This is a genomic window from Cutibacterium sp. KB22876 (genome assembly GCF_059728865.1).
Map to the genome: position 1 here is coordinate 1390647 of NZ_AP040858.1, position 22847 is coordinate 1413493.

Here is a 22847-nt window from a genome sequence, read left to right on the forward strand (position 1 = left end):
AGGTCGTCGTCGGAAGTCACGGAATCAGTGCTTGTCACGTCCTGCTATTGTGCCACTGCAGCGCCGAGGGTCCACGGGTCGGTTCGGATGCCCAGATCTCGGCAGGGCAGACCGAGTTCCTCGTGAAGTCGGTGGGCCACGTCAGCACACCAGGGTGATTCGGATGCCCAGTGAGCCGTGTCGACGAGGGCTGGTCCGCCGGCCCGAAGATGCTCGTCGGCAGGATGATGGCGCAGGTCACTGGTGAGGTAGACGTCGGCATTGCTGGCTGCTGCGGCATCCAGCAGGGAATCTCCTGCTCCGGAGCACAGCGCGACGGTGTTGACCGGTTGGTCCGGGTCGCCAGCAGCCCGCACTCCCCAGACGGTACGGGGGAGTCGTTCGGAGACTCGCCGGGTGAAGGACCGCAGTGTCATCGGTTCGTCGAGATGGCCGACACGACCGATACCCGGGGTGGTGGGGCCGGGGCGCGCCCCCGAGTCAATGGTCGTCACGTCGTAGGCGGGCACCTCGTAGGGATGGGCGGCGACGAGAGCCGACCGCACCGCGGAGCGTGCCCAGGTCGGGGCGACGACGTGAATGCGCGCTTCCTCAACGGTCTCCACTTCATGGGCTGTGCCGATGGTGGGATGGGAGCCATCGAGAGGTCGGAACTGGCCGCGCCCGACGGTCTCGAAACTACACTTGTCGTAACCGTCGAACCGCCCGGCCCCGGCATCGAAGAGGGCATTGCGAAGCGCCTCCGAGGAGCCGAGGGGCACCTGGGCTCCCCACAGATCCACGGCTTGGGTGACGGGTTCGAGGGGACGCTCGACGACGACGCCCAGGAGCCTCGCGAGGACGTCATTGACACCACCGACCGCGGCGTCGGCATTGGTGTGGGCACTCATGAGGGCAATGCGATGACGGATGAGCTGGTGAATGATGCGTCCCTTGGCGGTGTCGGCTGCCACCGAGCTGACCCCACGCATGAGAAGTGGGTGGTGGACGACGAGCATGTCCGCGTGTGCTGCGATCGCGGCGTCGACGACGTCGTCGGTGGCTTCCAGAGCGCACACGATGTGATTGACGGTGTCATCAGGGTCACCGCACACCAGACCCGGGGCATCCCACGACTCCGCCAGGGAGGGCGGGTACCACTCATCGAGGATGTCGCGGACCCGACCGACGGTGACGAGGTCGTCGGCGGGTGAGGGGATGGCGGTGTGGGATGTATCAGCTGCCATGGGTTCACGGTAGCTTGAGGGTATGACCGTTCGCCGACCAGTGACGATGTTTGTGTGCCTGGCTGCCGTCGTGGCCGCAGCAGGGTGCGCCGAGAAGACTCCGACCGTCGCCGACATGGCGAACCAGTCCGGGGCGACTCCGATCGCCAATTCCGTTCCGCCCCAGCCGGTGCGGCCGAGACCGTCAAAAGGTGCTTCTGGTGCCAGTACTCCGGCCATGCCGACGTGCAAGGGGTCGACCCCGGTCCTCGAGATGTCTTCGATGAAGACAGGGGACGCGGGTAACTCTGTCGAGCTGATCGTCCGGAACTGCACCGAGAAACCGTTGACCCTGCCTGCCGTGCCGACGATCAAGGTGACGTCCGCAGGCTCGCCCATCAAGGTCGCATGGGAATCGCGCGGTGTCGTCCCGGGAGAATTGCTCAGCGGAATGGGGCGCAAGGTCACCTTGTCATGGCCTGGGCAAGGTGGTTGTGGTTCCCACAGCCAGGTGATGTCGGTTGAGATTGCCGGCGGGGTCGTGAGCGACGAAGGATGCTTCATCCCCACGGTGAAGCGATCGGTCACGCCGAAGCCCGGGGAAGCCGAGAATCCCGAACAGCTGGAATCTCCCCAACCAGTTCACGGATCGGTTGTCTGGTCAGGATGATGCCTTTCCTCTGCCACCGCAATGACGCGGCGGGCACGATACCTCGACGCTCAAGGGATAAAGGATGATCATCGGTCTGGCCGCATGCGTGGCGATCTTCGCCTGCTATGCCTGGTTGTTGGAACGACGCCCCGGTGCCTGGACGAATGGAATCGTGTTGGCTGTCGGCCTTGGGCTGGCGGGACTCACTGCTGTCGGAATTGTTGCGGGTACCGTCCCCGTCCTGGGTCTGGGTGTTGTCATAACCCTTGTGGTCCTTGCCGCCATCGGAACTGCCGTTGCGCCATTCGTGCTCATTGCCAACGGCATTGTGATGCGGCGTAAGGAGGGTGGATCCCTTTCCAACGTCCTGTCTGGCCTCCTCGGTGTGGGGCTACTGGTACTCATGGTGTGGTGTGTGAAGGGGCTTTTCTCCCCGTTTGAACCATGGGCTGTGGTGGGTATTTCGCTGACAATGGTTTTGGGATGGCTGTCTTTTGATTTTCTCGGATACCTGGCGTCGGTTCTGGCTGTCCATCGTGCCAAGCCACTACCGGGAGAGCATCAGATCATCGTCCTCGGGTCTGCTCTCGTCCATGGAAAGGTCCCCAGACTGCTGGCCAACAGGCTGGATCGCGGTATTGACCAGTGGCGTACCGACGACGCCGCCGGATTTCACTCCGTGATTATTCCTTCCGGCGGAAAAGGGGAGGACGAGCCCCGTGCCGAGGGAGAGGCTATGGCCAATTATCTCATCGAGCATGGTATTCCTGGCGAATGCATTGTTGTGGAAGACAAGGCAGCAAATACGGACGAAAACATTTCATTGAGTCGAGAGCTCATGCCAGCCGAGGTGGCTTCGACGTCAGTGCGTCGCACGATTGCGTCGCGTCAGAGTCACAATCCCCCCGTGGTCGTTGCGACGAGCTCCTATCACGCCGTGCGTGCGGCTGAATTGTGTCGTCGTCAAGGCGTGCGAGCTCGGGTCCTCGGGGCCCCGACGGCCACCTACTTCCTGCCCAGCGCGATGCTGCGAGAGTACATCGCACTGTTGATGTCACGGCCATGGATCAACAGCATCATGATGATTCTCGTGGCGGCCTTCTGGCCGATCGTGGCAGGGGTGTTCGGATGAAGGTCTGTCGTGTGCTTGCGGTGGCGGTTGCAGCCACGGCTGTGGCATCGGGGTGTTCACGACCGATCCCAGCGGTTCCCGAGGCTGTCGTACCGACCTCGTCGATGACCTCGACCCCGAAGTATTCCCCCCATCCTCGACCTCACACCAGTCGACCTCAGCCCAGCACATCCCCACAACGGGTGACCAGTGTCGGCGGCGGTGGGACGGCCTTGACATGCGAGCACGGCGAGAAAATAGCGATGGGGTTTGACGACGTCCAGGCGGCGTTGGGGGCACGAGTGACCCGGCTCATGATCCGCAACTGTGGCACGTCCACGCTGACCTTGCCCGTCATGCCGAAACTCCAACAGGCCACCGAGGTAGGGAAGTCCGTGCCGGTGGCATGGCGACCTTATGACTCGAGGACTGCGTCGAGACGGCTGGCTCCCGGAAAGGTTTCGGGTTGGGAACTGTCCTGGCATACCAATGGTGACTGTGAGCACCGCGGAGCACGACGGCTCGTCGCAACAGTGGGGACGACAACGGCCGTCATGGAGGGCTGTCTTGACCTGGGCGACGCCCACGCACTGACTGATGAATCCTCGACGGGGCCGGATGGTTCCGACGCCATCCCGATCCCTCAGGGGACCGTGCGGTTTCTGGACTGAAAAGAACCGCGCCCCACGATTCGCACGCTCTTCGTGTATCGGGCCCAATTCTCCACGACGTGACGAGGGGACGACCGAAGTCGTCCCCTCGTCACGGGATCACGTCACGCCGACTCAGATGTCGTAGTACAGGTCGAACTCGTAGGGATGCGGACGCTGCTGCAGAGCATTCAGGTCACCACGCTTGAGCCCGATCCAGGTCTCGATGAGATCCGGGGTGAACACGTCACCGGCAAGCAGGAACTCATGATCGTCCTCGAGGTGGTCGAGGGCGGCGCCGAGGCTGCCAGGAACGTGATCCATGGCGGCGTGCTCCTCCGGGGGCAGCTCGTAGATGTCCTTGTCAACCGGGGCCGGCGGCTCAATCTTGTTCTGGATGCCATCCAGACCTGCCAGCAACAGGGCGGCGAAGGCCATGTACGGGTTCGCAGAGGGATCGGGGCAGCGGAACTCGACACGCTTGGCCTTCGGGTTTGGACCGGTGATCGGGATACGCATGCAGGCGGAGCGGTTGCGCTGCGAGTACACCAGGTTGACCGGGGCCTCGAAGCCAGGAACGAGACGGTGGTAGGAGTTGGCCGACGGGTTGGTGAAGGCCAGCAGCGACGGGGCGTGCTTGAGGATGCCGCCGATGTAGTAACGAGCCATGTCGGATAGCTGTGCGTAGCCGGACTCGTCAAAGAAGAGAGGATCGCCGCTCTTCCACAGCGAGGAGTGGACGTGCATGCCCGAACCGTTGTCACCAAAGATCGGTTTCGGCATGAAGGTCGCCGTCTTGCCGTGCTGCCAGGCAACATTCTTGACGATGTACTTGAACTTCATGACGTCGTCAGCTGCGCGGGACAGGGTGTTGAAGCGCCAGTTGATCTCGGCCTGGCCAGCGGTGCCGACCTCGTGGTGGGCCCGCTCGACCTTCATGTCGAGGCCCTCCATGATGGTGACGATCTCGTCACGCAGATCACCGAAGTGGTCGGTGGGGGCCACCGGGAAGTAACCGCCCTTGTACTTCACCTTGTAACCGCGGTTGCCGCCGTCCTCAGTGCGTCCGGTGTTCCAGGCACCAGCCTCGGAGTCGATGGAGTAGTACGAGGTGTTCTGGCGAGTGTCGAAGCGAATGTCGTCGAAGACGTAGAACTCGGCCTCGGGGGCGAAAAAGGCAGTGTCTCCGATACCGGTGGAGGTGAGGTAGGCCTCGGCCTTGCGTGCGATGTTGCGCGGGTCGCGGCTGTAGGCCTCCTTGGTGATCGGGTCGTGGACGTTGAAGTTCACGATGAGCGTCTTGCGCTCGCGGAACGGGTCGATCCAGGCGGTCGTCGGGTCAGGTAGCAGGGCCATGTCCGACTCGTTGATCTTCTGGAAGCCCCGGATGGAGGATCCGTCGAAGGCCAGACCGTTCTCGTACTGGTCCTTGTCGAACTCTCGGGCGGGGACGGTGAAGTGCTGCATGACACCGATGAGGTCGCAGAAGCGGACATCGATCATCTCGATGCCTTCCTTCTTGACATAGGCGAGCAGGTCGTCGGGACCTTCGAACATCTTTCCTCCATCAACACGGCTGGTGATGTGTTCACGGTAGTTCGTGCGGGTTGCTCAGCCGTCACCGTTGTGTTTCGAGCGTGTAACAGGTGCTACCGGTAGGATTCCCTGGGTGAGTGGAACCGAGGCAGCGCCAGGCACCTCGATCGGACTGCCCCCGGAAGGGCGCGGATCGCTGGCGAGTTGGGGCAAGCGCATTGGCGCTCTCATCATTGACTGGGGAGCATCCATGGTGCTGGCCAGTGCCATCGTCGGGTCGGCAGTGATTCGCGGTGGAGGTTGGAAGATGTGGATGCCGATGGCGGTCTTCTTCGTCGAGTCGGTCCTCTTCACTGCGATGGCAGGCGGATCCTTCGGCCAGATCGTCGCCCGAGTGGCCGTGGTCCGACTCGATGACCTCGGCCCCATCGGATGGTGGCGATCGGCCGCCCGCACAGCGATGAAGTGCCTCGTCATTCCGGCCCTCGTCATCGGTGCAGAAAGGCGAGGTCTCGACGATCTCGTGCTGGGCACCGTCGTCGTCAATCGCAAGTGAGAGATATGCGCGTTATGGTTTTGGCTCGGGGGGCCCCGAGCCCGGAAGCTCCGCTACGTGGGATCTTCGAGTACGACCAGGCGGTGGCGCTGCGACAACAGGCCCATGAGGTGGTACTGGCCGTCCTCGACGCACGTTCGGCCCGGCACTGGCGGAAGTTCGGAACTCGTGTCGAGCACGCCGTGGAACGCGATGACGGCATCACGGTGGTGAGACTGGATGTCCCGGTGGGGGCCGTTTCCGCGCGGACTGATCATCGTGTTCACGCCTGGGCTGCGCGACGACTTCATCGAACCGTGACCTCCGAGTGGGGAACCCCCGACGTCATCCATGCTCATTTTGCGCGATTCGCGGCCGCTGCGACCCGTGCTGAGTGTCCGGAGCCACTGGTGTGGACCGAGCATGACTCCCACCTGGCGAATCCTGATCGGCGCCTGACCGAGGACATCTCGGTCGCCGGAGACAGGGCCGACGCGGTCGTCAGTGTCTCCCAGGGGCTGAGTTCGCGGCTGGCAGGGCATGGGATCACCTCGACGGTGATTCCCAACATCGTCGACGTCGATCTCTTTGACCGTCCTGCCCGTCGTCATGAGGGAACGGTGGTGGTCAGCGTCGCCACTCTCAACCCAGGCAAGGGAATGGTCGAGCTGGCCCATGCCGTCGAGCAGGTGCCCGGAGTTCAGCTGCGCATCATCGGGGACGGACCACAACGGAGGCCGTTGGAGACCATCGCTGCCAATAACCCGAATATCGTTCTGCTGGGTACCCAGCCGCGCGAGCGCATCGCGGAAGAACTCGCTGGTGCCGACGCCTTCGCCCTGGCCTCCCACTCCGAGACCTTCGGGGTGGTCTGCGCCGAAGCGTTGGCGGCAGGCCTACCAGTCCTGACGACGGAGTGTGGTGGTCCGCAGGAGTTCATCGACGACAGCAACGGCATGGTCGTCCCGGTGGGGGACGTCGACGCGTTGGCAGATGGCCTGCAACAGGTGCTTGGTCGGTCGTGGGACCGAGCGGCGATCGCATGGCAGGCCCGCTCCCGATTTGCGGCCGGGCCCGTCATCGATCAATTGGAGGCGGTCTACCGACAGGCGATCTCCAGCCATGTGACGACCGGTTGAGCCTGGGTGGAAGACTGGCAGGTATGGATCTGACCGCATGGATGGCGAGCGTCAACGGCGTCATCGCGGCCAATGCCTCCCATCCCTGGGTCGTTGCGGCGTTGGGGGGACTGTGCGTCATCGATGGGTTCTTCCCACCCGTCCCCAGCGAATCCCTCGTCGTCGCCCTGGCAGCAGTAGGACACCCGCCGTGGTGGGTCATCGTCCCGGTGGCAGCGCTCGGTGCGATGTGTGGGGACAACATCGCATACTGGATTGGGCATCAGCTCGGCCACACCAAGCTTTTCAACGGTGGACCGAAACGGCAGAGGACCGTCGCCTGGGCCACTCACCAGTTGCTGGTGCGCGGGCCGCTGTGCATCCTGGTCGCCCGATACATTCCTGGTGGACGTGTCATCGTCAACGCCATGGCGGGGGCCACTCGCTTTTCCTATCGCGTCTTCCTCCCCGTCGACGCGTTGGCCGGGGTCCTGTGGGCTGGATATGCCACCGGGATTGGTGCCGGCGCGGCAAGTTTTCTGGGCAACAACCACATCCTCGCCGCGACGGTCGGGATCATCGGTGCAATTGTCATCGGCGTCATCCTGGACCAGGTTCTGCGACGAGTGATGCCCGCTCCGCAGAACGACTGAGGGCAATTGCGGACGACGCCCCCGGCTTGCTTGTGCCGGGGGCGTCGTCACGAGGTGGGGAGGGGTGGGATCAGGCCCGGCCCTCCTTCTGGGCGTTCTCCTTGCCGGTGGACTTGTTGGCGGCGAGCTGAGCCTCGTCGAAGACGCTGGCCCCGGCGTTGGACTCGTCACCCTCCTCCTCGCGGCCAGGGGTGCGCAGATTCCACTTCGTGATGACGAATCGGAACACCACGTAGTAGATGACGGCATAGACGAGACCTATGAGGATGAGCAGCAGGACCTTTCCTGCACCGCCGGACAGTTCAGCAGCTCGTCCGAAGTTGATGATGTAGTCGGTCAGACCGGCCGAGAATCCGAACCCATCCTTGATGCCCAGGGCGTTGCACAGGGCCAGGGAGGAGCCGGTAAGCAGGGCGTGCACGAGGTACAGCGGGAAGGCCACGTAGGCGAAGGCGTACTCGAGGGGCTCGGTGATACCGGTGAGGAAGGCGGTCAGACCGACCGAGAGCATGACGCCACCAGTGATCTTCTTACGCTCCGGCTTGGCGGTGTGGTAAATGGCCAGGGCAGCACCGGGCAGGGCAAACATCATGATCGGGAAGAAGCCGGTCATGAAGGAGCCAGTCCAGGCATTGGTGCCAGCAGTGCCGCTGAAGAAGCAGGTGATGTCGCCGTGCAGGGTCTCGCCAGCAGCGTTGGTGCAGTTACCGAGCTGGAACCACGGCAAGGAGTTGAGCAGGTGGTGCAGGCCGAAGGGGATGAGCAGACGGTTGATGGTGCCGAAGACGAATCCGGTGGCCGGGTTCGACCCGTGGGCCATGATGAATCCGCCGACCTGCTTGTTGAACAGCCAGTCGAAGGCAGGGTAGATGAGGGCCATGATCACACCGGCGACCACCGAGGCCGCAGCAGTGACGATCGGCACGAAGCGACGTCCACCGAAGAAGGCCAGGTAGGTCGGCAGCTTGGTGCGGCGGTACTTCTCGTACATCTTGGCGGCGATGATGCCGATGACGATGCCGCCGAGGACACCGTAGTTGATGACTCCGGTGTCCTTGGCGAAGTACGGGGCCAGTGCGTGCAGGACGCCACCCTGGGTCTTGTCGGAGGTGCCTGCGCCTGTGAAGGTGAGGTAGCCGATGAGGGCGGCCAGTGCGGTGGAGCCGTCGGCCTTCTTGGCGTAACCGACGGCCACGCCGAGGGCGAAGATGAGGGGCAGGTTGTCGAAGATCGCGCCACCGGCGCCGGCGAGTACGTCAGCGACTGGCTGCATCCAGGATGCGTGCTTGGCCACGCCGTCCGCGCCCAGCACGTCGGCCGCTCCGAATCGCATGAGCAGGGCCGCGACCGGCAGGGATGCGATGGGCAGCATGAGGGAGCGTCCGATGCGTTGCATCTGGGAGAACCCGGGTATCTGCCGTTTCTTCTTCGTGCTGGTGGCAACAGCGTCTTTCGCCATGGAGTTCCTCCGCAGTGAGTTCTCATGTCCGACGCCTTCGCCCACGTCGGTTCGGCATCAGGTGGTCCGTGGGGTGGTATGGACCACTTGCGGAAGTATAGGCCACCGGTACTGCCATCACAAGAGGGTGCGCAGAATGTGTGAACGTGAACATTCCGGTCGGGGTTGATCCCCCAACCGGTGGTCAGCCCTGCACCCGGGGCATAATTCACGCATGAAGTACGTGACCGTGCGGGACTACCTCGTCGAGCTCATCGACACCGGTCTGTCGGTCGGGGATGTCGTTCCCAGCGAGCGTGAGCTTGCCGAGCGTTTCGGAGTCTCGCGGATGACGGTCCGCCAGGCGGTGGACTCGCTGGTCAGTAGCGGACGGCTGGAACGTCGCCGGGGGAGCGGGACCTACGTCCGGGCTCCGAAGGTTGATGTCCAGTCACGGATCTCGTCCTTCAGCGAGGAGATGCGTCAACGCGGGATGATTCCCGATACTCGGGTGCTGCGCGGGGAGGAACTGCCGGCAACCCCAGACGTGGCTGTCTGGCTGGGGATTGAGCCTGGGGAATCCGTCCACTTCATCTATCGGGTGCGGCTGGCCGACGGAGTTCCGATGGCAGTCGAAAGAACCTGGATCTCCACGCGAGTGATGCCGGATCTGCTGGCGAATGGCGTACCTACGAGCATTTACGGGGCTTTGGCTGACGCTGGACTGGTCCCCACCTGGGGAGAGGATGCTATCGAGGCCGTCAGTGGCGATGCGGTGATCTGCGAACTGTTGCACCTCCCGGTGGGATCTCCCCTGCTGGCCATCAACCGTCGTACCTATGCCGACGATCTTGCTGTCTCCTACTCCCGGTCCTGGTACCGGGGAGACCGTTACAAACTGTGGGTGCCGATCTCCGGGCCACGCAGGACCCTGTATCCACCTCGAGGAGGTGCGCGATGAAGCGTGTTGAACACATCTTGGCGGCGTTGGGGGGAGTCGACAACGTGGTGTCGATCGAGCCGTGCGTGACCCGCCTGCGCTGCCAGGTCCGAAACTGCGAGCAGGTTGACGAGCAGGCTCTGCGTCGCGCTGGCGTCCACGGTGTGACGATTCAGGGGCAAAGCGTGCAGGTGATCGTCGGGCCTGATGCTGACCTGCTCGCCTCCGACCTGGAGGATCTGTGGGGAGAGGATCACGAGACCTGACCGCTTCTTGACCCTGACCGTCTCTTGACACCGGGCGGCCCGATGGAGTTCAGTGTTAGTTGTCTGGACCACTTGGAAGGTGGGCCAGTATTTGTTCGAGAATCCTCCATGGCGGAGTCCATCTCGAACCAGGACAAGGAGACATCATGAGCAAGGCAGAACAGATCTTGGCGGCCCTCGGTGGTGACGACAACATCGATGACCTTGAGGCCTGCATCACCCGGTTGCGCGTCGAGGTTGACGACCCCGACCTCGTCGACGAGGCCGCCCTCAAGGCAGCCGGTGCATTCGGCGTCGTACAGCAGGGAACTTCCGTACAGGTGGTCGTCGGCCCCGAGGCCGACACCCTCGCTGAGGACATCGAGGACCTGCGCTGATGACCTCAATCGTTTCCCCCCTCAACGGCACCCTGATGACGTTGTCCGAGGTCCCTGATCCGGTGTTTGCACAGGGTCTGGTGGGCCCCGGTGTCGCCCTGCAGCCCACCGGAGACGGCGATGTCACCGCCGTGGCCCCGGTGGCGGGACGCATCGTCAAGCTGCACCCGCATGCCTTCGTCCTTCAGGCGGACGGTTTCGGGGTGCTGGTGCATCTGGGCATCGACACCGTCCAGCTGGAGGGGGAGGGATTCACCCTCCACACCGAGGAGGGGGCAGAGGTTTCCGTCGGGGACGAGCTCATCACGTGGAACCCTGCCCGTATTGTCGAAGGCGGTCGCAGTGCGGTCTGCCCGATCATCATCCTCGACACGACTCATGACAAGCTCGGTGATGTCGCCGCTGCTGGCACGTCGGTGAACAGCGGTGATCAGTTGTTCACGGTGGCGTGATTGAGCGTTATGGGTTTGGGGCGGGCCGGAGACGGTCCGCCCGCCTCATGTCGTGTGACTGATGCATGGTTGTTCCGGGCCAAGGCGAGGAGAGACCCGATACCAAGGATCTCGTAAGGGTCGGTGAGGATTTTCTGCCACCACGGCGCAGCAATTTCTAGGTCATTACCCGCTGGGAACCACCAGACCATCCATGTCAGGGCGGCGAAGGCCCAGAGGAAGGCGAGAATGTGCCGGTCGCGGCGTCGGTCTGCCAGCCCTGCGACGATGAGTAGAGGTGCCCACACCCAGTGATGAGACCATGACACCGGGCTTACCAGACACCCGCAGAGTCCGGCACACAGCAGGGACCACACCTGGTCAGCATCCCCCTGCTGCCACAGCCGACGTGAGGAAATCCCAGCGAACAGGCAACAGACGGCGACGAGAACGAGCCAGATCAGCGTGAGGTCTCCCAGCCCCAGCCGCAACAACATCCCCGAGAGGGATTGGTTGCCGGCCCAAGTGAGCCCGCCCAGCCGCTTTGGGGTGATCATGTAATGGGTCCAGTACTGCCACGACGCCGTGGGTGCGATGGCGAAGCCGAGAGCAATCGTTGCCACTCCGGTGCCAGCGGCTCGCAAGGCTGCCTTGAACTGGCCGGTGACGAGGTACCAGAGTGCGAAGATGCCGGGAGTGAGCTTGAACCCGGTGGCCACACCAACTCCGACACCGCGCCACTTTCGGGGAAGAACGAAGACGTCAAGGACGACCAGGAGAGCCAGCTGAAGATTGACCTGGCCGCAGGCAAAGCTCTTGCCGATCGGTTCGCTAGCCACCAGGATCACGGCGACGACAGCCGTCAGGATGCCCGAAGGTCGACGTCCGCAGCGGCGCCACACCACGTCGATCATGATGACGAGAGCAGTCGCGCTGACAGCATAGTGAAGGATCGTCGCGGCGCGGAACGGCAGGAGGGTCAGCGGGATGAGGGCGATCGCGGCGAAGGGCGGATAGGTGAATCCCAGACCGCTGACCGAGGTGGCGGTGTACAGCGTCTCCGGGGCGTGCAGCATCGCTCGCACACAGTCCCGGTAGATCCTGAGGTCGATCGGGGTAGGAATGATGAGCACCCACGCCACCGTGATGACGAGGGTAGCAATCGTCGGCCACAGCACGGCCAAGGATCTGCGGGGCCGGGAGACGTTGGTGTCATCGTCGTGCAGCGTCACGGATTCTCCACGATGTCGGCGGCCTCCAGCCATTGCTCCTCGAGGTCGGACATCCGTTCGTCGAGGTCATTGGCCTTCATCTGCAAATCGGCGAGGGCCTGGTAATCGTCGGCCTTGGCAGCCATCTCCTCGTGCAATGAGGCGAGTTCGTCGCGGACCTTGCCCATCTGGCGGTCAATCCGGTCCATGTCCTTGCGAGCCTGACGCAGGGCCGCAGTGTTGACCTTCTGCCGGGACCCCTCGGTGCCCACCCGACTCGACTTCGACGGACCGGTCTCACGATTGCGACGGTGCTCCAGGTACTGGGAAACGCCTCCTGGCAGCAGGGCAACCGTGCCGTCTCCCACGAGGGCCCAGACCACGTCGCAGACCCGCTCCAGGAACCACCGGTCGTGCGAGACGACGATCAACGTCCCCGGCCAGGAGTCGAGGTAGTCCTCGAGCAGGCGCAAGGTGTCGATGTCGAGGTCGTTGGTCGGCTCGTCTAGCAGCAACACGTTCGGCTCGTCCATGAGGAGGCGTAACAGCTGCAGACGACGACGCTCCCCACCTGAAAGGTCGCCGACACGGGTGACGAGCTTCTGCCCGGTGAACCCGAATCCTTCCAGCAGGTCCGCGGCGGAGGCGTCCCGGCCGGTGGCCAGTTTCGTCCTGGCCTTGACGTCGTTGACCGACTCCAGCACCGTCACCGTCGTGTCGAGGTCGTCAACCTCCTGACGCAGATGGGCAAGTCGCAGGGTCTTTCCCTGCTTGACGCGGCCCGAGTCGGGTTGCCGGGATCCATCAAAGAGATTGAGTAGGGTCGTCTTGCCAGCACCATTGACGCCGACCAGACCGATCCGGTCACCTGGGCCGATTGACCATGTCACCTTGTCGAGCAGGGTGCGCTCACCCAGCTCGTCGGAGGTCACGGTGACGGTGACGTCTTTGAGATCGAGCACGTCCTTGCCCAGCCGGGTAGCGGAGAAGCGCGCCAACTCCAACTTGTCGCGGGGCTCGGGGACATTGGTGATGAGGGCGTTCGCGGCCTCGACGCGGTAACGAGGCTTGGAGCTGCGGGCGGGGGCACCGCGACGCAACCATGCCAACTCCTTGCGCGCCAGGTTTTGACGCTTGGCCTCGTTGCTGGCAGCGATGCGGGCGCGTTCCACCCGGGCGAGGGTGTAGGCGGAGTATCCGCCCTCATAAGCCTCGACGGTGGCGTCGTGAACCTCCCAGATGTCGGTGCAGATCTCATCGAGGAACCAGCGGTCGTGGGAGACGACGAGCATTGCGACGCCACGTTCCTGGAGGTGGCGGAGGTGGCCTGCCAACCAAGCGACGGCCTCCACGTCGAGGTGGTTGGTGGGCTCGTCGAGGACGAGCAGGTCATGGTTTGCCAGCATAATTGAGACCAAGGCGGCACGTCGCCGTTCACCACCGGACAAGTCGGTCATGGGGCGATCGAGGTCGATGTCGGAGAGCATGTCCTCGACGATGGGGCGAGCTTCGCGATCCGCCGCCCAAACATGATCGGGACGGCCACCGACGACGAGGTCACGGACAGTCTCGTCACCCGTGGGGGTCTCCGCCTGGGCGAGTACCCCGATGGAAACCCCATTGGTGCGCGTCACGACCCCGGAATCGGGCTCCAACGAGCCCGTGAGAAGGGCCAGGAGGGTCGATTTTCCGTCCCCGTTGCGACCCACGACACCGATGACATCTCCCGTTGAGAGTCCCAGGGACACCTCTGAGAGGACCGTCCGGGTGCCCCAGGACTTCGAGATCCGATCGGCGTTGACGAGGTTTGTGCCGGTCAACGGAGGCTCAGCGTCCTCGCATGGCGGCGCGGGCGCCCTTCATGGAGCTGGGCATCGGGCCCTTGGGCAGCGGCACCTTCGGACGCATCGCGTCGAGGGCCTTGAGGCGGTTGATGACCTCGTCCACCTGGGCGGTGTTGAGGGCCTTGGGAAGCTTCTTGATGTGCTTGTCGAGGTCCTCCAGCGGAACTTCACCCTTGCCGTCGCCCATGATGATGGAGGTCACCGGAGTGCCATAGGCGACCTGCTCATGACGTTTGGTCTCGGTGGCCAGCAGATTGCGCAGACCGTTGCCGTGTCCCTCGCCGATGAGGACAATTCCGGCCGGTCCGACGGCGCGGTGCACGACGTCCTGTTGGCGGGTGAAGGCAATCGCCGGGGTGGAGGTCCACTTCTTCTTGTCGAGCAGGGAGAGAGCGACCTCGGCCGATCCGGTCTGGCCCTTGAACCGGGCGTACATGGAATGCTTGGCGCGCCACTGGAACACCCACATGGCGGCAGCAGCACCGGCAAAGATGCCGACGATGAGCCATGCCCACCACAGATCGGTCAGGATGAGACCGAGGACGGTGAACACCACAACGCCCAGGACGAAGGCGCCAATGACCCACCAGAGGAGCCGGGGATCAGCCTGGCGAGTCAGCTTGAAGGTCTCGACGAGCTGCTTGCCGGTGCTCCAGTCCTTGGGATTGTCGGAGTTCTTGCGACGCTCCTTCTCGGCCTTGGCCTGGGCCTTCTGCTTGGCGGCGAGTTCCTTGGCTGCCTGGCTCTTGGGCATTGACACGCTCCCGACGACGTTAATGGACGGACTCCGCGGCATTCTACCGGTTTCGCGACGGTGGCCCTACTTTGGCGTGGTTTCGCTGTATGTACCTCGCGGCGCCGCTGGAATCCTCCTCGTCAGGTTGATCAGGTGTCTCTGATTATTCCTTGGTCGCGAATGGAGCCGGCTTCTCCCCGTCTCGGTACCCGGTGACGATGGTGACCGGCTTCTCCCCGCGAGCCTCCATGGCCTGACGGTAGAGACGTCCGGCGCGGTAGGAGGAGCGCACCAGCGGGCCACTCATGACACCGACGAATCCGATCTCGCGGGCCTCCTCGGCCAGCTCGTCGAACTCCTGCGGGGTCACCCAGCGGTCGATGGGGTGCAGGTAGGCATTCGGCCGAAGGTACTGGGTAATCGTCAGCAGGTCGGTGTTGGAGTCATGCAGGGCCTGCATGGCCTCCGAGATCTCCTCACGAGTCTCTCCCATGCCGAGGATGAGGTTCGACTTGGTGATGAGTCCCGCCTCGTGGGCCGAGTTGAGGACGGACAGCGAACGGTCGTAGCGGAATCCGGGGCGGATGCGCTTGAAGATGCGGGGGACCGTCTCGAGGTTGTGCCCGAAGACTTCCGGGCGTGCCTCGAAGACGACGTCGAGGAGATCCTGCTTGCCGGAGAAGTCCTGAGCCAGCATCTCGACGCCGACTCCCGGATTCACCTGGTGGATCTGGCGGATGGTCTCAGCGCACAGCCAGGCTCCCTCGTCCTCGAGGTCGTCACGGCAGACCGAGGTGACGGTGGCATAGCGCAGTCCCATCTGCTTGACGGATTCGGCGACGCGGCGGGGCTCGTCCCGGTCGTATTCCTCCGGCTTGGCCGATTCGATCTGGCAGAAGTCGCACCGACGAGTGCAGTGGTCACCGCCGATGAGGAAGGTGGCCTCGCGATCCTCCCAGCACTCGAAGATGTTGGGGCAACCAGCCTCCTGGCACACCGTGTGAAGATCACCGTCGATCATTCGGCGTCGCATGTCACGGTACTCAGGGCCCATCGTGGCCCGGGTGCGGATCCAGCGGGGTTTGTCCTCGATGGGGGTCTGGGAGTTCTTGACCTCGACTCGGAGGAGCCTTCTACCGTCTGCTTCGACACTCACGTCGGTCAGTTTAACTGTGTGCACCGAAGTTGCGAAGTCTCAGTGAATGGGTGACGACGAAGAGGCTCGACAAGCTCATGGCTAGCCCGGATATCAGTGGGTTGAGGAGCCCGGCGGCTGCGATCGGGATAGCTGCGATGTTGTAGACGAAGGCCCATGCGAGGTTGCCACGGATGGTGCGCAGGGTGCGTCGTGACAGCCCGATGGCGTCTGGGACGACCCCAAGATGGTGACGCACACAGATGATGTCTGCGCTGCGCATCGCGATGTCGGTGCCGGTGACCATCGCCAGGCCGAGATCAGAGCTGGCCAGGGCCGCGGCGTCGTTGATGCCGTCACCGACCATGGCGACGACGCGACCTCCGCCCCGTAGTTCGTCGATGACCTTGGCCTTCTCGGTGGGCAGGACGTCTGCGAGCACCTCGTCGGTACCGAGTTGGGAAGCGACGGCGTCCGCAGCGGCCTTCGAATCACCGGTGAGGAGGACGGTTCGCAGCCCCATACCCTTGAGCTGAGCGATGACCGCAGGAACCTCGGGCTTGACGGTGTCGGAAATGACGAGTGCTGCCGAGGCCCGGCCATCGATCGCGACGAGAATAGTGGAACGGCCAGTACTGGCGGCCTGATCGACGGTGTCGGTGAGCTCGCCGGGAATGGTGATGCCGGCCTCGGTGAGGAAGGCGGGATTGCCGACCATGACGTCGTGCCCATCGACCTCGCCCTCAGAGCCACGACCGGCGACGGCGAGCGGGCTGGAGCACTCCGGAATCGTGCCCTCGACAGCGGCGACGATGGCCTTGGCCACCGGGTGGGTGGAGTGCTGATCCAGGGCGGCAGCGTAGCGGTGGGCTCGGTCGATGTCCTGTCCGTCGGCGGCGATCCGTTCGGTCAGGGTCATGTCGCCGGTGGTGACGGTACCGGTCTTGTCGAGGACGACGGTGTCGATGCGTCCTGACGCCTCCAGCGCTTCCGGACCCTTGATGAGGATTCCCAGTTGACCGCCGCGTCCCACCCCGACCATGAGCGCGGTGGGGGTGGCCAGACCCAGGGCGCAGGGACAGGCGATGACGAGCACGGAGAGAGCCGCTGACAAGGCATGACGGATTCCTGCCCCGGCGATCCACCATCCGAAAAAGGTGAGGACAACCACGGCCAGCACGGCCGGCACGAAGATCTCGACGACCTTGTCGACCAGACGCTGGACGTTGGCTTTGCGGGCCTGGGCCTCCTCGGCCATGACCGCCATCTGGGCGAGTTGGCTGTGGGCTCCCACGCCGGTGGCCCGCGCCACGATGCGTCCGGTGAGGTTCATCGTTCCGCCCAGAACCGTCGATCCGACGGTGGTGTCGACCGGCATCGGCTCGCCAGTCATCATCGAGGTGTCAACACTCGACGACCCTTCGACGATCTCCCCGTCGGCGGCGAGGGTTTCACCAGCCAGGGTGACGAAGAGGTCACCCTTGTGCAACTTCTCGATGGGCACGAGGGTCTCGACCCCGTCGCGCAACACGCGCGCATTTCTGGCCGCCAACTGGCCCAGGGCCGTCAGCACCGAGCGAGCTGACCTCTTGGCCCGGGCCTCGAAATAGCGCCCGGCCAGTAGGAAACAGGTCACCCCGGCAGCGACGTCGAGGTAGAGGGTGTCGGCGCCAGCAGGGGTGATGCCGTAGCCCAGCCAGTATCCCTCCTCGTCCTGGGCGCCGATGAGGATGGAGACGAAGGACCACCCGAAGGAGGACAACACGCCCAGTGAGACCAGGGTGTCCATGGAGGTCATGCCATGGCGCAGGTTTGACCACGTCGCCTTGTGGAAGGGCCACGCCGACCAGAACACCACCGGCAGGGAGAGCACGACGAGCAGCCAGTCCCAGGCGGGGAAGCGCAGCTGTGGCTCGAGGGCCAGTACCAACCCGATGTCCATGAGGGGCAGGGTCAGCAGGACGGCGACGATGAGACGGCGTCGCAGCATCGTGATGCGTCGCTCTGCCTCGACGGCCAGATCGACGTCAGACAGCGGAGCGGCGGTGTAGCCGACATCCTTGACGGCCGCGATGGCGTCCTCGACGTCGATACCAGTAACCGTCGCCCGCTCGGAGGCGAAGTTGACGCTTGCATGTACGCCGTCAATACGGGCCAGGCGCTTTTCGATGGTGTTGGCGCACGCCGCGCAGGTCATCCCGCCGATCTGGAGCTGGACCGGTGGATGGAGGACCGGCTCGTCGTCACCCTGCTCATCGGTTGTCACCGCGGTCATGGCCGGTTCTCCGGGTCCTGCGGCTTGATCTCCTGGCCAGCCATCCGAGCCAACATGTCATTGTAGGCGGCGAGGGACTCGTCGAGGCTGGCATCCTCGGAGGCGTCGACCCGGCGCTGGTCGCGCCGATCGGAGACGAACCACTGCACGCACAAGGCGATGAGCACCAGGGCCATCGGAATCTCGCCGGTTGCCCAGGTGATCTGGCCGCCGAGGTTCTGGTCGTCGCGCAGATTGGTCACCCACGGGATCGACAGGGCCTGATAGAAGTCCTTGCCAATGATCTGGTGGGCATTCATCGTGATGACGGCGAAGAAGGAGTGGAAGGGCATCGCAGTGATGACGAAGCCCAGCCGACCGATGTGAGGCAGGGAGGCGGGCAGGTCGTCCAGGCCGATGACGTACTCGAAGAGCATGAACCCGGCCATGAGGAAGTGCAGCAACATCCACTGGTGTCCCCAGTGGTAGCGCATCAGGTAGCCGAAGATCGGGGTGAAGTACACTACGTAGAAGCTGGCGATGAAGACAATCCATGCTGCGAATGGGCCGAATAGGATCTTGGTGGGACGCCATTCCAGAGCAGCCATGAGGCAGTCGTGGGGGCCGTTGAGGCCGTCGTCGATGCCATCGCCGGTACGGAAGACCTCCCTCATGAGAGTTACCGGCGCTCCCAGCACCAACAAGGCGGGAACCAGCATGTTGAAGGTCATGTGGACCAACATGTGCCAGCTGAACTGCATCGAGGAGTACTCCCACAGGCCAACGCTGGCCAGGTAGATCACGATGACCCATGCCCCGATCCAAGACCCGATGCGAGCGCCGGACCATTTTTCGCCGCGGTGCTTGATGATGCTCACCGCGAAGAGGTATCCCGCAATTCCCAGGATCGACAGGGTCCAGAAACCGATGTTGGGACGGCCCGGGGCCAGCAGGACACCAGTGGTGGGCGCCGGTGGCAGCTCGTAACCGAGGTAGTTGACGGCGGGGGTCTGCCCGATGAGGTAGCGCGGGGGCACCAGCTGGCTGCTGGCTCCCAGGACGGTCAGGACGATGGTGACCATCCCGAGACGAAGCCACCCACGTACCCGAGACCGAGGCAACCAGCTGAGGACCACCCAGACCGTTGATGTGATCACCAGGACGACCCGGGCCACCCCCCATCGGTCCGACAGCCAGGAATGCCCGGCCTGACCCTGCCAGGTGACGACGATTCCGCCGGCAAGGGTGATGATGGCCCCGACGCGTTCCTGCCAGGACACCCGACAGGTGACAGCGGGGTCGGGCCCATCGAGGACCTCGACGAGAACGCACGCCGCTGCAATCGTCATACCGATGGCGGCAAGAGCCCCGGAGTCGGTGGCGAAGTCGTGGTTGAGACCCACCGAGATGGCTCCGGTCACCGGTATCGGCAGGGCAGCCAGAACCGTCACCAACGTCGCCATGACGAGGCCACCAAGGTGCGTGGCGAGCAGGGCGAGTAGTGCCACCACCAGGCCCAGCACGGCGACGACGAGCCAGGCCGTCACAGAGGGGGTCGAGGTGATGTAGGTCGGCAAGTCGACGGTGGCCTGTTCGAAGGTCAGACCGGCAGAGTCGGCGGACTCCAGCGGGATCATGAGCAGGGCCAGCAACGCCCACATCTGGGCTGCCAGCCAGGCCCGGCGTCCGCGGGTACGGGTGGGATCGACAACATCCCGGTGGGGAGAGCAGAGGGTGGCGCGAATGAGTTCGGCCAGGGTCCACACCAGAGCTGCCCAGAACAGGGTCCCGACGACGGCATGGAGGACGCTGGTGAGTACGTCCGGATTCTCCCTACCCAACAGACGAGGCTCCAGGGGCCGGAGCTGACCGATCACGGCGGCGATGACGGTCATGACGAGACCCGTGACCGCCAGCAGCGGTCCAGTGGCGCGGGCACGGGTGGGATGCGTCACCAACATCTCCTTTGGGGTGGGGTAGGGGGAACTGTAGCCGGGATGACGGACAGATTCACGACATCGGGTGGAGGAACGCCGGGTGCCCCCGCCGCGGGATGTCCGGGCTCATCTCGTAGGGCTGGAAGGACATCATCTCGGTGAGGATGGGCTCGAGCCTGTCCGCCACCTCTAGCATGGACGGCACCTCAGCGTCGGGGCCATGCAGGCGTCGCAGTTCGCGTCCCATGCTGGTGACGTCAGCATCGGAGATACCACAGGGAATGATGTTGTCGAACCCTGCGGTGTCGGGGTCGATGTTGAGGGCGAATCCGTGCATCGCCGTCTGACGAGAGACCCGGATACCGATGGCGCAGACCTTGCGCTCCGGTCCGACGCCGTCGGAGGGGAACCAGACTCCGGTGCGTCCGGGGACGCGACCGGCCTTCAACCCGTATTCGGCGACGAGGCGGATGATCGACTCCTCCACGCGACGTACGTAGTCCACGACACCGATGCCGCGCTGCAGGAAGACAATGGGGTATCCGACCAGCTGTCCCGGACCGTGCCAGGTGATCTCACCGCCACGGTCCACTGGGACGACAGGGGTGCCATCGAAGGGGTAGGCCTCGGGACGGGTCCGTCGCCCGGCGGTGTAGACGGGGTCGTGCTCGACGTAGATGACCGTGTTGGGACGCTGATGGCTGGAGACCTCGGCGTGGACCTCACGCTGGTGGGCCCAGCACTCGTTGTACTCGGTGCGTACCGGGGGGTTGTCCGCGATGCCCAGATACTCGAATTCCAAGCCAGCGGGATGGTCCACCCATCCCTTCGGGGCCACCCCGGCAATGACCTGGGGTGTGGTGGGCTGCGGGGTCGCCTGGGCTTCGTCGCGATCGCAGGAGTGATTCTGGGCGTCTGTCACGCTGACCCATGGTAGTCCGGACACGCGACGGGGTCCGGTGTGGAATTCCACACCGGACCCCGTCATGAGGTTCGAATCAGAACTCTCCGGCGAAGTCACCCTCCTCCAGGCGGGCCTTGATGCCCGACAGGAAGCGGGCCGCCACGGCACCGTCGATGAGGCGGTGATCGTAGGACAGCGACAGGTACATCATGTCGCGAATGGCCATGGTGTCCTCACCGAACTCGTTGGTGACGACGACCGGGCGCTTCACCAGGGCACCAGTGCCGAGGATGGCAACCTCGGGCTGATTGACGATCGGGGTGTCGAAGAGAGCACCGGCCGAACCGTAGTTGGTGATGGTGAAGGTGCCACCGGCCAGCTCATCGGGAGTGACCTTGTTGTCACGGGTGCGAGCAGCGAGGTCGCCGATCTGGTGAGCCAGTCCAGCGATGTTGAGGTCGCCGGCGTTCTTGATGACCGGAACCAGCAGGCCACGCGGGGTGTCGACGGCGATGCCGATGTTCTCGGAGGCGCCGTAGGTGATCGTCCCGGCCTCGGTGTCAATGTTCGCGTTGAACTTCGGGTTGGCCTTGAGAGCCTCGACGACAGCCTTAGTGATGAACGGCAGGTAGGACAGGCCGACTCCCTCGCGAGCCTTGAAGGCAGCCTTCTCGGCCTTGCGGATACGGGAGATGGCGGTCATGTCCACCTCGACGGTGGCAGTGAGCTGGGCGGACACCTGCAGGGACTCCACCATACGGGAGGCGATGACCTTGCGAAGACGGCTCATCTTCTCGGTGGTGCCACGCAGGGCGGCAGCCTCCGGAGAGACTTCCTGAGAGGCCTTGCGAGCCGAACCAGCGGGCTTCGGGGAGGCCGGAGCCGGAGTGGCGGAGGGAGCCGGAGCGGGGGCCGGGGCCTCCTCAGACTTGGCAGCGGCCAGCACGTCCTGTTTGCGGATGCGACCACCGACACCGGTTCCGGTGATGGTGGACAGGTCCACGTTGTTCTCCTTGGCCAGCTTGCGGACCAGCGGGGTGACGTAGACGTCGGAGGACGGGTTGGTGGCGCGCGGGGCGACCTCGTTGGTGCCAGTCGGCATCGGGGCCTCAGGGGGCTTCGGGGCAGCCGGGGCGGGGGCCGGGGCCTTCTCGGCCTTGCTCTTCACCGGCTCGGGCTCGGCCTTCTCGGCGGGCTCAGCCTTGGGCTCGGTGGGCTCAGGAGCCGACTCGGCGGTGGAGGGGTCGCCGATGATGGCCAGCACGGCGCCGACCTCGGCGTCTTCGTCCTCGGGGACCTTGATCTCGAGCAGGGTGCCGGAGGCGGGGGAGGGGACTTCGGTGTCGACCTTGTCGGTGGACACCTCGAGTAGGGGCTCGTCAGCCTCGACGGTGTCTCCGACGGCCTTGAGCCAGCGGGACACGGTGCCTTCGGTGACGGACTCGCCCAGGGCCGGCAGGGTGACCTCAACACCCTTGGCCGTACCACCAGTAGCCGGAGCAGGCTTCTCCTCGGCGGGGGGTTCGGGCTCAGGCTCCGGCTCGGGGGTCTCGTCATTTCCGCTGGTGGCCTCAGTTGGGGCGGAACCGGACTCGGAGGAGTCGCCGATGATGGCCAGCACGGCGCCGACCTCGGCGTCTTCGTCCTCGGGGACCTTGATCTCGAGCAGGGTGCCGGAGGCGGGGGAGGGGACTTCGGTGTCGACCTTGTCGGTGGACACCTCGAGTAGGGGCTCGTCAGCCTCGACGGTGTCTCCGACGGCCTTGAGCCAGCGGGACACGGTGCCTTCGGTGACGGACTCGCCCAGGGCGGGAAGAGTGACTTCGGTCGACATGTGTTGGAGCTCCTTTGCAAGCCGCGACGGATTCGTTGCAAGCCTAGCCGGACTATGGGCAAATGTGCAGTTGGTCCCAT

21 protein-coding genes are annotated in these 22847 nt (G+C 64.2%); 10 read left to right on the top strand and 11 right to left on the bottom strand.

Annotation, left to right across the window (positions count from 1 at the left end; all coding sequences use genetic code 11):
* Positions 1–44: 44 nt before the first annotated feature.
* On the bottom strand, positions 45–1226 hold the full coding sequence (locus AC6I1W_RS06260; RefSeq protein WP_270235696.1) for a Nif3-like dinuclear metal center hexameric protein: 1182 nt from the start codon (positions 1224–1226) through the stop codon (positions 45–47).
* A gap of 22 nt (positions 1227–1248) precedes the next feature.
* On the opposite strand from AC6I1W_RS06260, the gene AC6I1W_RS06265 reads away from it, so the two are divergent.
* The 3 genes from AC6I1W_RS06265 to AC6I1W_RS06275 all read left to right on the top strand — a co-directional run bounded on the left by AC6I1W_RS06265 (position 1249) and on the right by AC6I1W_RS06275 (position 3639).
* The gene (locus AC6I1W_RS06265) at positions 1249–1875 is read left to right on the top strand and encodes a hypothetical protein (RefSeq protein WP_270235698.1); all 627 of its coding nucleotides are present in this window, start codon (positions 1249–1251) and stop codon (positions 1873–1875) included.
* Between the two features lie 64 nt (positions 1876–1939).
* On the top strand, positions 1940–2989 hold the full coding sequence (locus tag AC6I1W_RS06270) for a YdcF family protein (protein ID WP_065674110.1): 1050 nt from the start codon (positions 1940–1942) through the stop codon (positions 2987–2989).
* 242 nt (positions 2990–3231) lie between these two features.
* Entirely contained in the window at positions 3232–3639 is a 408-nt protein-coding gene (locus AC6I1W_RS06275; RefSeq protein ID WP_117189318.1) for a hypothetical protein, read from the top strand.
* A gap of 114 nt (positions 3640–3753) precedes the next feature.
* Here the strand turns inward: AC6I1W_RS06275 and glnA are convergent, their stop codons facing one another.
* Positions 3754–5175: a type I glutamate--ammonia ligase gene (gene glnA, locus AC6I1W_RS06280; protein ID WP_065674107.1), complete on the bottom strand. Its 1422-nt coding sequence runs from the start codon at positions 5173–5175 to the stop codon at positions 3754–3756.
* A gap of 112 nt (positions 5176–5287) precedes the next feature.
* On the opposite strand from glnA, the gene AC6I1W_RS06285 reads away from it, so the two are divergent.
* The 3 genes from AC6I1W_RS06285 to AC6I1W_RS06295 are packed head-to-tail and all read left to right on the top strand — an operon-like array spanning position 5288 to position 7460.
* Positions 5288–5710, top strand: coding sequence for an RDD family protein (locus AC6I1W_RS06285; RefSeq protein ID WP_065674106.1), 423 nt, complete (start codon positions 5288–5290; stop codon positions 5708–5710).
* 5 nt (positions 5711–5715) lie between these two features.
* Positions 5716–6828 (top strand): glycosyltransferase, encoded by a 1113-nt coding sequence (locus AC6I1W_RS06290; RefSeq protein ID WP_270235703.1) that lies wholly within the window; start codon positions 5716–5718, stop codon positions 6826–6828.
* 23 nt (positions 6829–6851) lie between these two features.
* Entirely contained in the window at positions 6852–7460 is a 609-nt protein-coding gene (locus AC6I1W_RS06295) for a DedA family protein (RefSeq protein ID WP_065674105.1), read from the top strand.
* Positions 7461–7530: 70 nt separating this feature from the next.
* On the opposite strand, the gene AC6I1W_RS06300 is transcribed toward AC6I1W_RS06295, so the two are convergent.
* The gene (locus tag AC6I1W_RS06300) at positions 7531–8919 is read right to left on the bottom strand and encodes a PTS transporter subunit EIIC (protein WP_117189315.1); all 1389 of its coding nucleotides are present in this window, start codon (positions 8917–8919) and stop codon (positions 7531–7533) included.
* Between the two features lie 214 nt (positions 8920–9133).
* Between AC6I1W_RS06300 and AC6I1W_RS06305 the strand changes: the two genes are divergently transcribed.
* The 4 genes from AC6I1W_RS06305 (at position 9134) to AC6I1W_RS06320 (ending at position 10933) form a co-directional block, all read left to right on the top strand.
* Positions 9134–9859 (top strand): GntR family transcriptional regulator, encoded by a 726-nt coding sequence (locus AC6I1W_RS06305; protein ID WP_016667252.1) that lies wholly within the window; start codon positions 9134–9136, stop codon positions 9857–9859.
* Complete coding sequence (locus AC6I1W_RS06310) at positions 9856–10104, top strand: PTS sugar transporter subunit IIB (protein WP_016667253.1); 249 nt, start codon at positions 9856–9858, stop codon at positions 10102–10104. Before AC6I1W_RS06305 ends, AC6I1W_RS06310 begins: the two co-directional genes overlap by 4 nt.
* Positions 10105–10250: 146 nt before the next feature.
* Complete coding sequence (locus AC6I1W_RS06315) at positions 10251–10481, top strand: PTS sugar transporter subunit IIB (protein WP_004811882.1); 231 nt, start codon at positions 10251–10253, stop codon at positions 10479–10481.
* Positions 10481–10933, top strand: a complete 453-nt coding sequence (locus AC6I1W_RS06320; RefSeq protein ID WP_016667254.1) for a PTS sugar transporter subunit IIA — start codon at positions 10481–10483, stop codon at positions 10931–10933. Before AC6I1W_RS06315 ends, AC6I1W_RS06320 begins: the two co-directional genes overlap by 1 nt.
* On the opposite strand, the gene AC6I1W_RS06325 is transcribed toward AC6I1W_RS06320, so the two are convergent.
* From AC6I1W_RS06325 to sucB, 8 genes are all read right to left on the bottom strand, one after another.
* On the bottom strand, positions 10912–12036 hold the full coding sequence (locus tag AC6I1W_RS06325) for a glycosyltransferase 87 family protein (protein WP_270236132.1): 1125 nt from the start codon (positions 12034–12036) through the stop codon (positions 10912–10914). The two genes, AC6I1W_RS06320 and AC6I1W_RS06325, sit on opposite strands and share 22 nt — an antisense overlap.
* Positions 12037–12140: 104 nt before the next feature.
* Positions 12141–13943 carry an ABC-F family ATP-binding cassette domain-containing protein gene (locus AC6I1W_RS06330; protein ID WP_270235708.1) on the bottom strand — a complete coding sequence of 601 codons (1803 nt, stop codon included), beginning with the start codon at positions 13941–13943 and terminating at the stop codon, positions 12141–12143.
* A 7-nt stretch (positions 13944–13950) separates the two neighbouring features.
* Positions 13951–14721, bottom strand: coding sequence for a DUF4191 domain-containing protein (locus tag AC6I1W_RS06335; RefSeq protein WP_270235711.1), 771 nt, complete (start codon positions 14719–14721; stop codon positions 13951–13953).
* A 145-nt stretch (positions 14722–14866) separates the two neighbouring features.
* Positions 14867–15859 (bottom strand): lipoyl synthase, encoded by a 993-nt coding sequence (gene lipA / locus AC6I1W_RS06340; protein ID WP_270235714.1) that lies wholly within the window; start codon positions 15857–15859, stop codon positions 14867–14869.
* A 10-nt stretch (positions 15860–15869) separates the two neighbouring features.
* The gene (locus AC6I1W_RS06345; RefSeq protein WP_284950419.1) at positions 15870–18113 is read right to left on the bottom strand and encodes a heavy metal translocating P-type ATPase; all 2244 of its coding nucleotides are present in this window, start codon (positions 18111–18113) and stop codon (positions 15870–15872) included.
* A complete protein-coding gene (locus AC6I1W_RS06350; protein ID WP_171048583.1) occupies positions 18110–20053 on the bottom strand; it encodes a cytochrome c oxidase assembly protein in 1944 nt (647 codons plus the stop codon). The genes AC6I1W_RS06345 and AC6I1W_RS06350 overlap by 4 nt, the downstream gene beginning before the upstream one ends.
* A 49-nt stretch (positions 20054–20102) precedes the next feature.
* Positions 20103–20867, bottom strand: coding sequence for a lipoyl(octanoyl) transferase LipB (gene lipB / locus AC6I1W_RS06355; RefSeq protein WP_171048596.1), 765 nt, complete (start codon positions 20865–20867; stop codon positions 20103–20105).
* Positions 20868–21027: 160 nt separating this feature from the next.
* Positions 21028–22767, bottom strand: coding sequence for a 2-oxoglutarate dehydrogenase, E2 component, dihydrolipoamide succinyltransferase (gene sucB / locus AC6I1W_RS06360; protein WP_117189313.1), 1740 nt, complete (start codon positions 22765–22767; stop codon positions 21028–21030).
* Positions 22768–22847 lie beyond the last annotated feature (80 nt).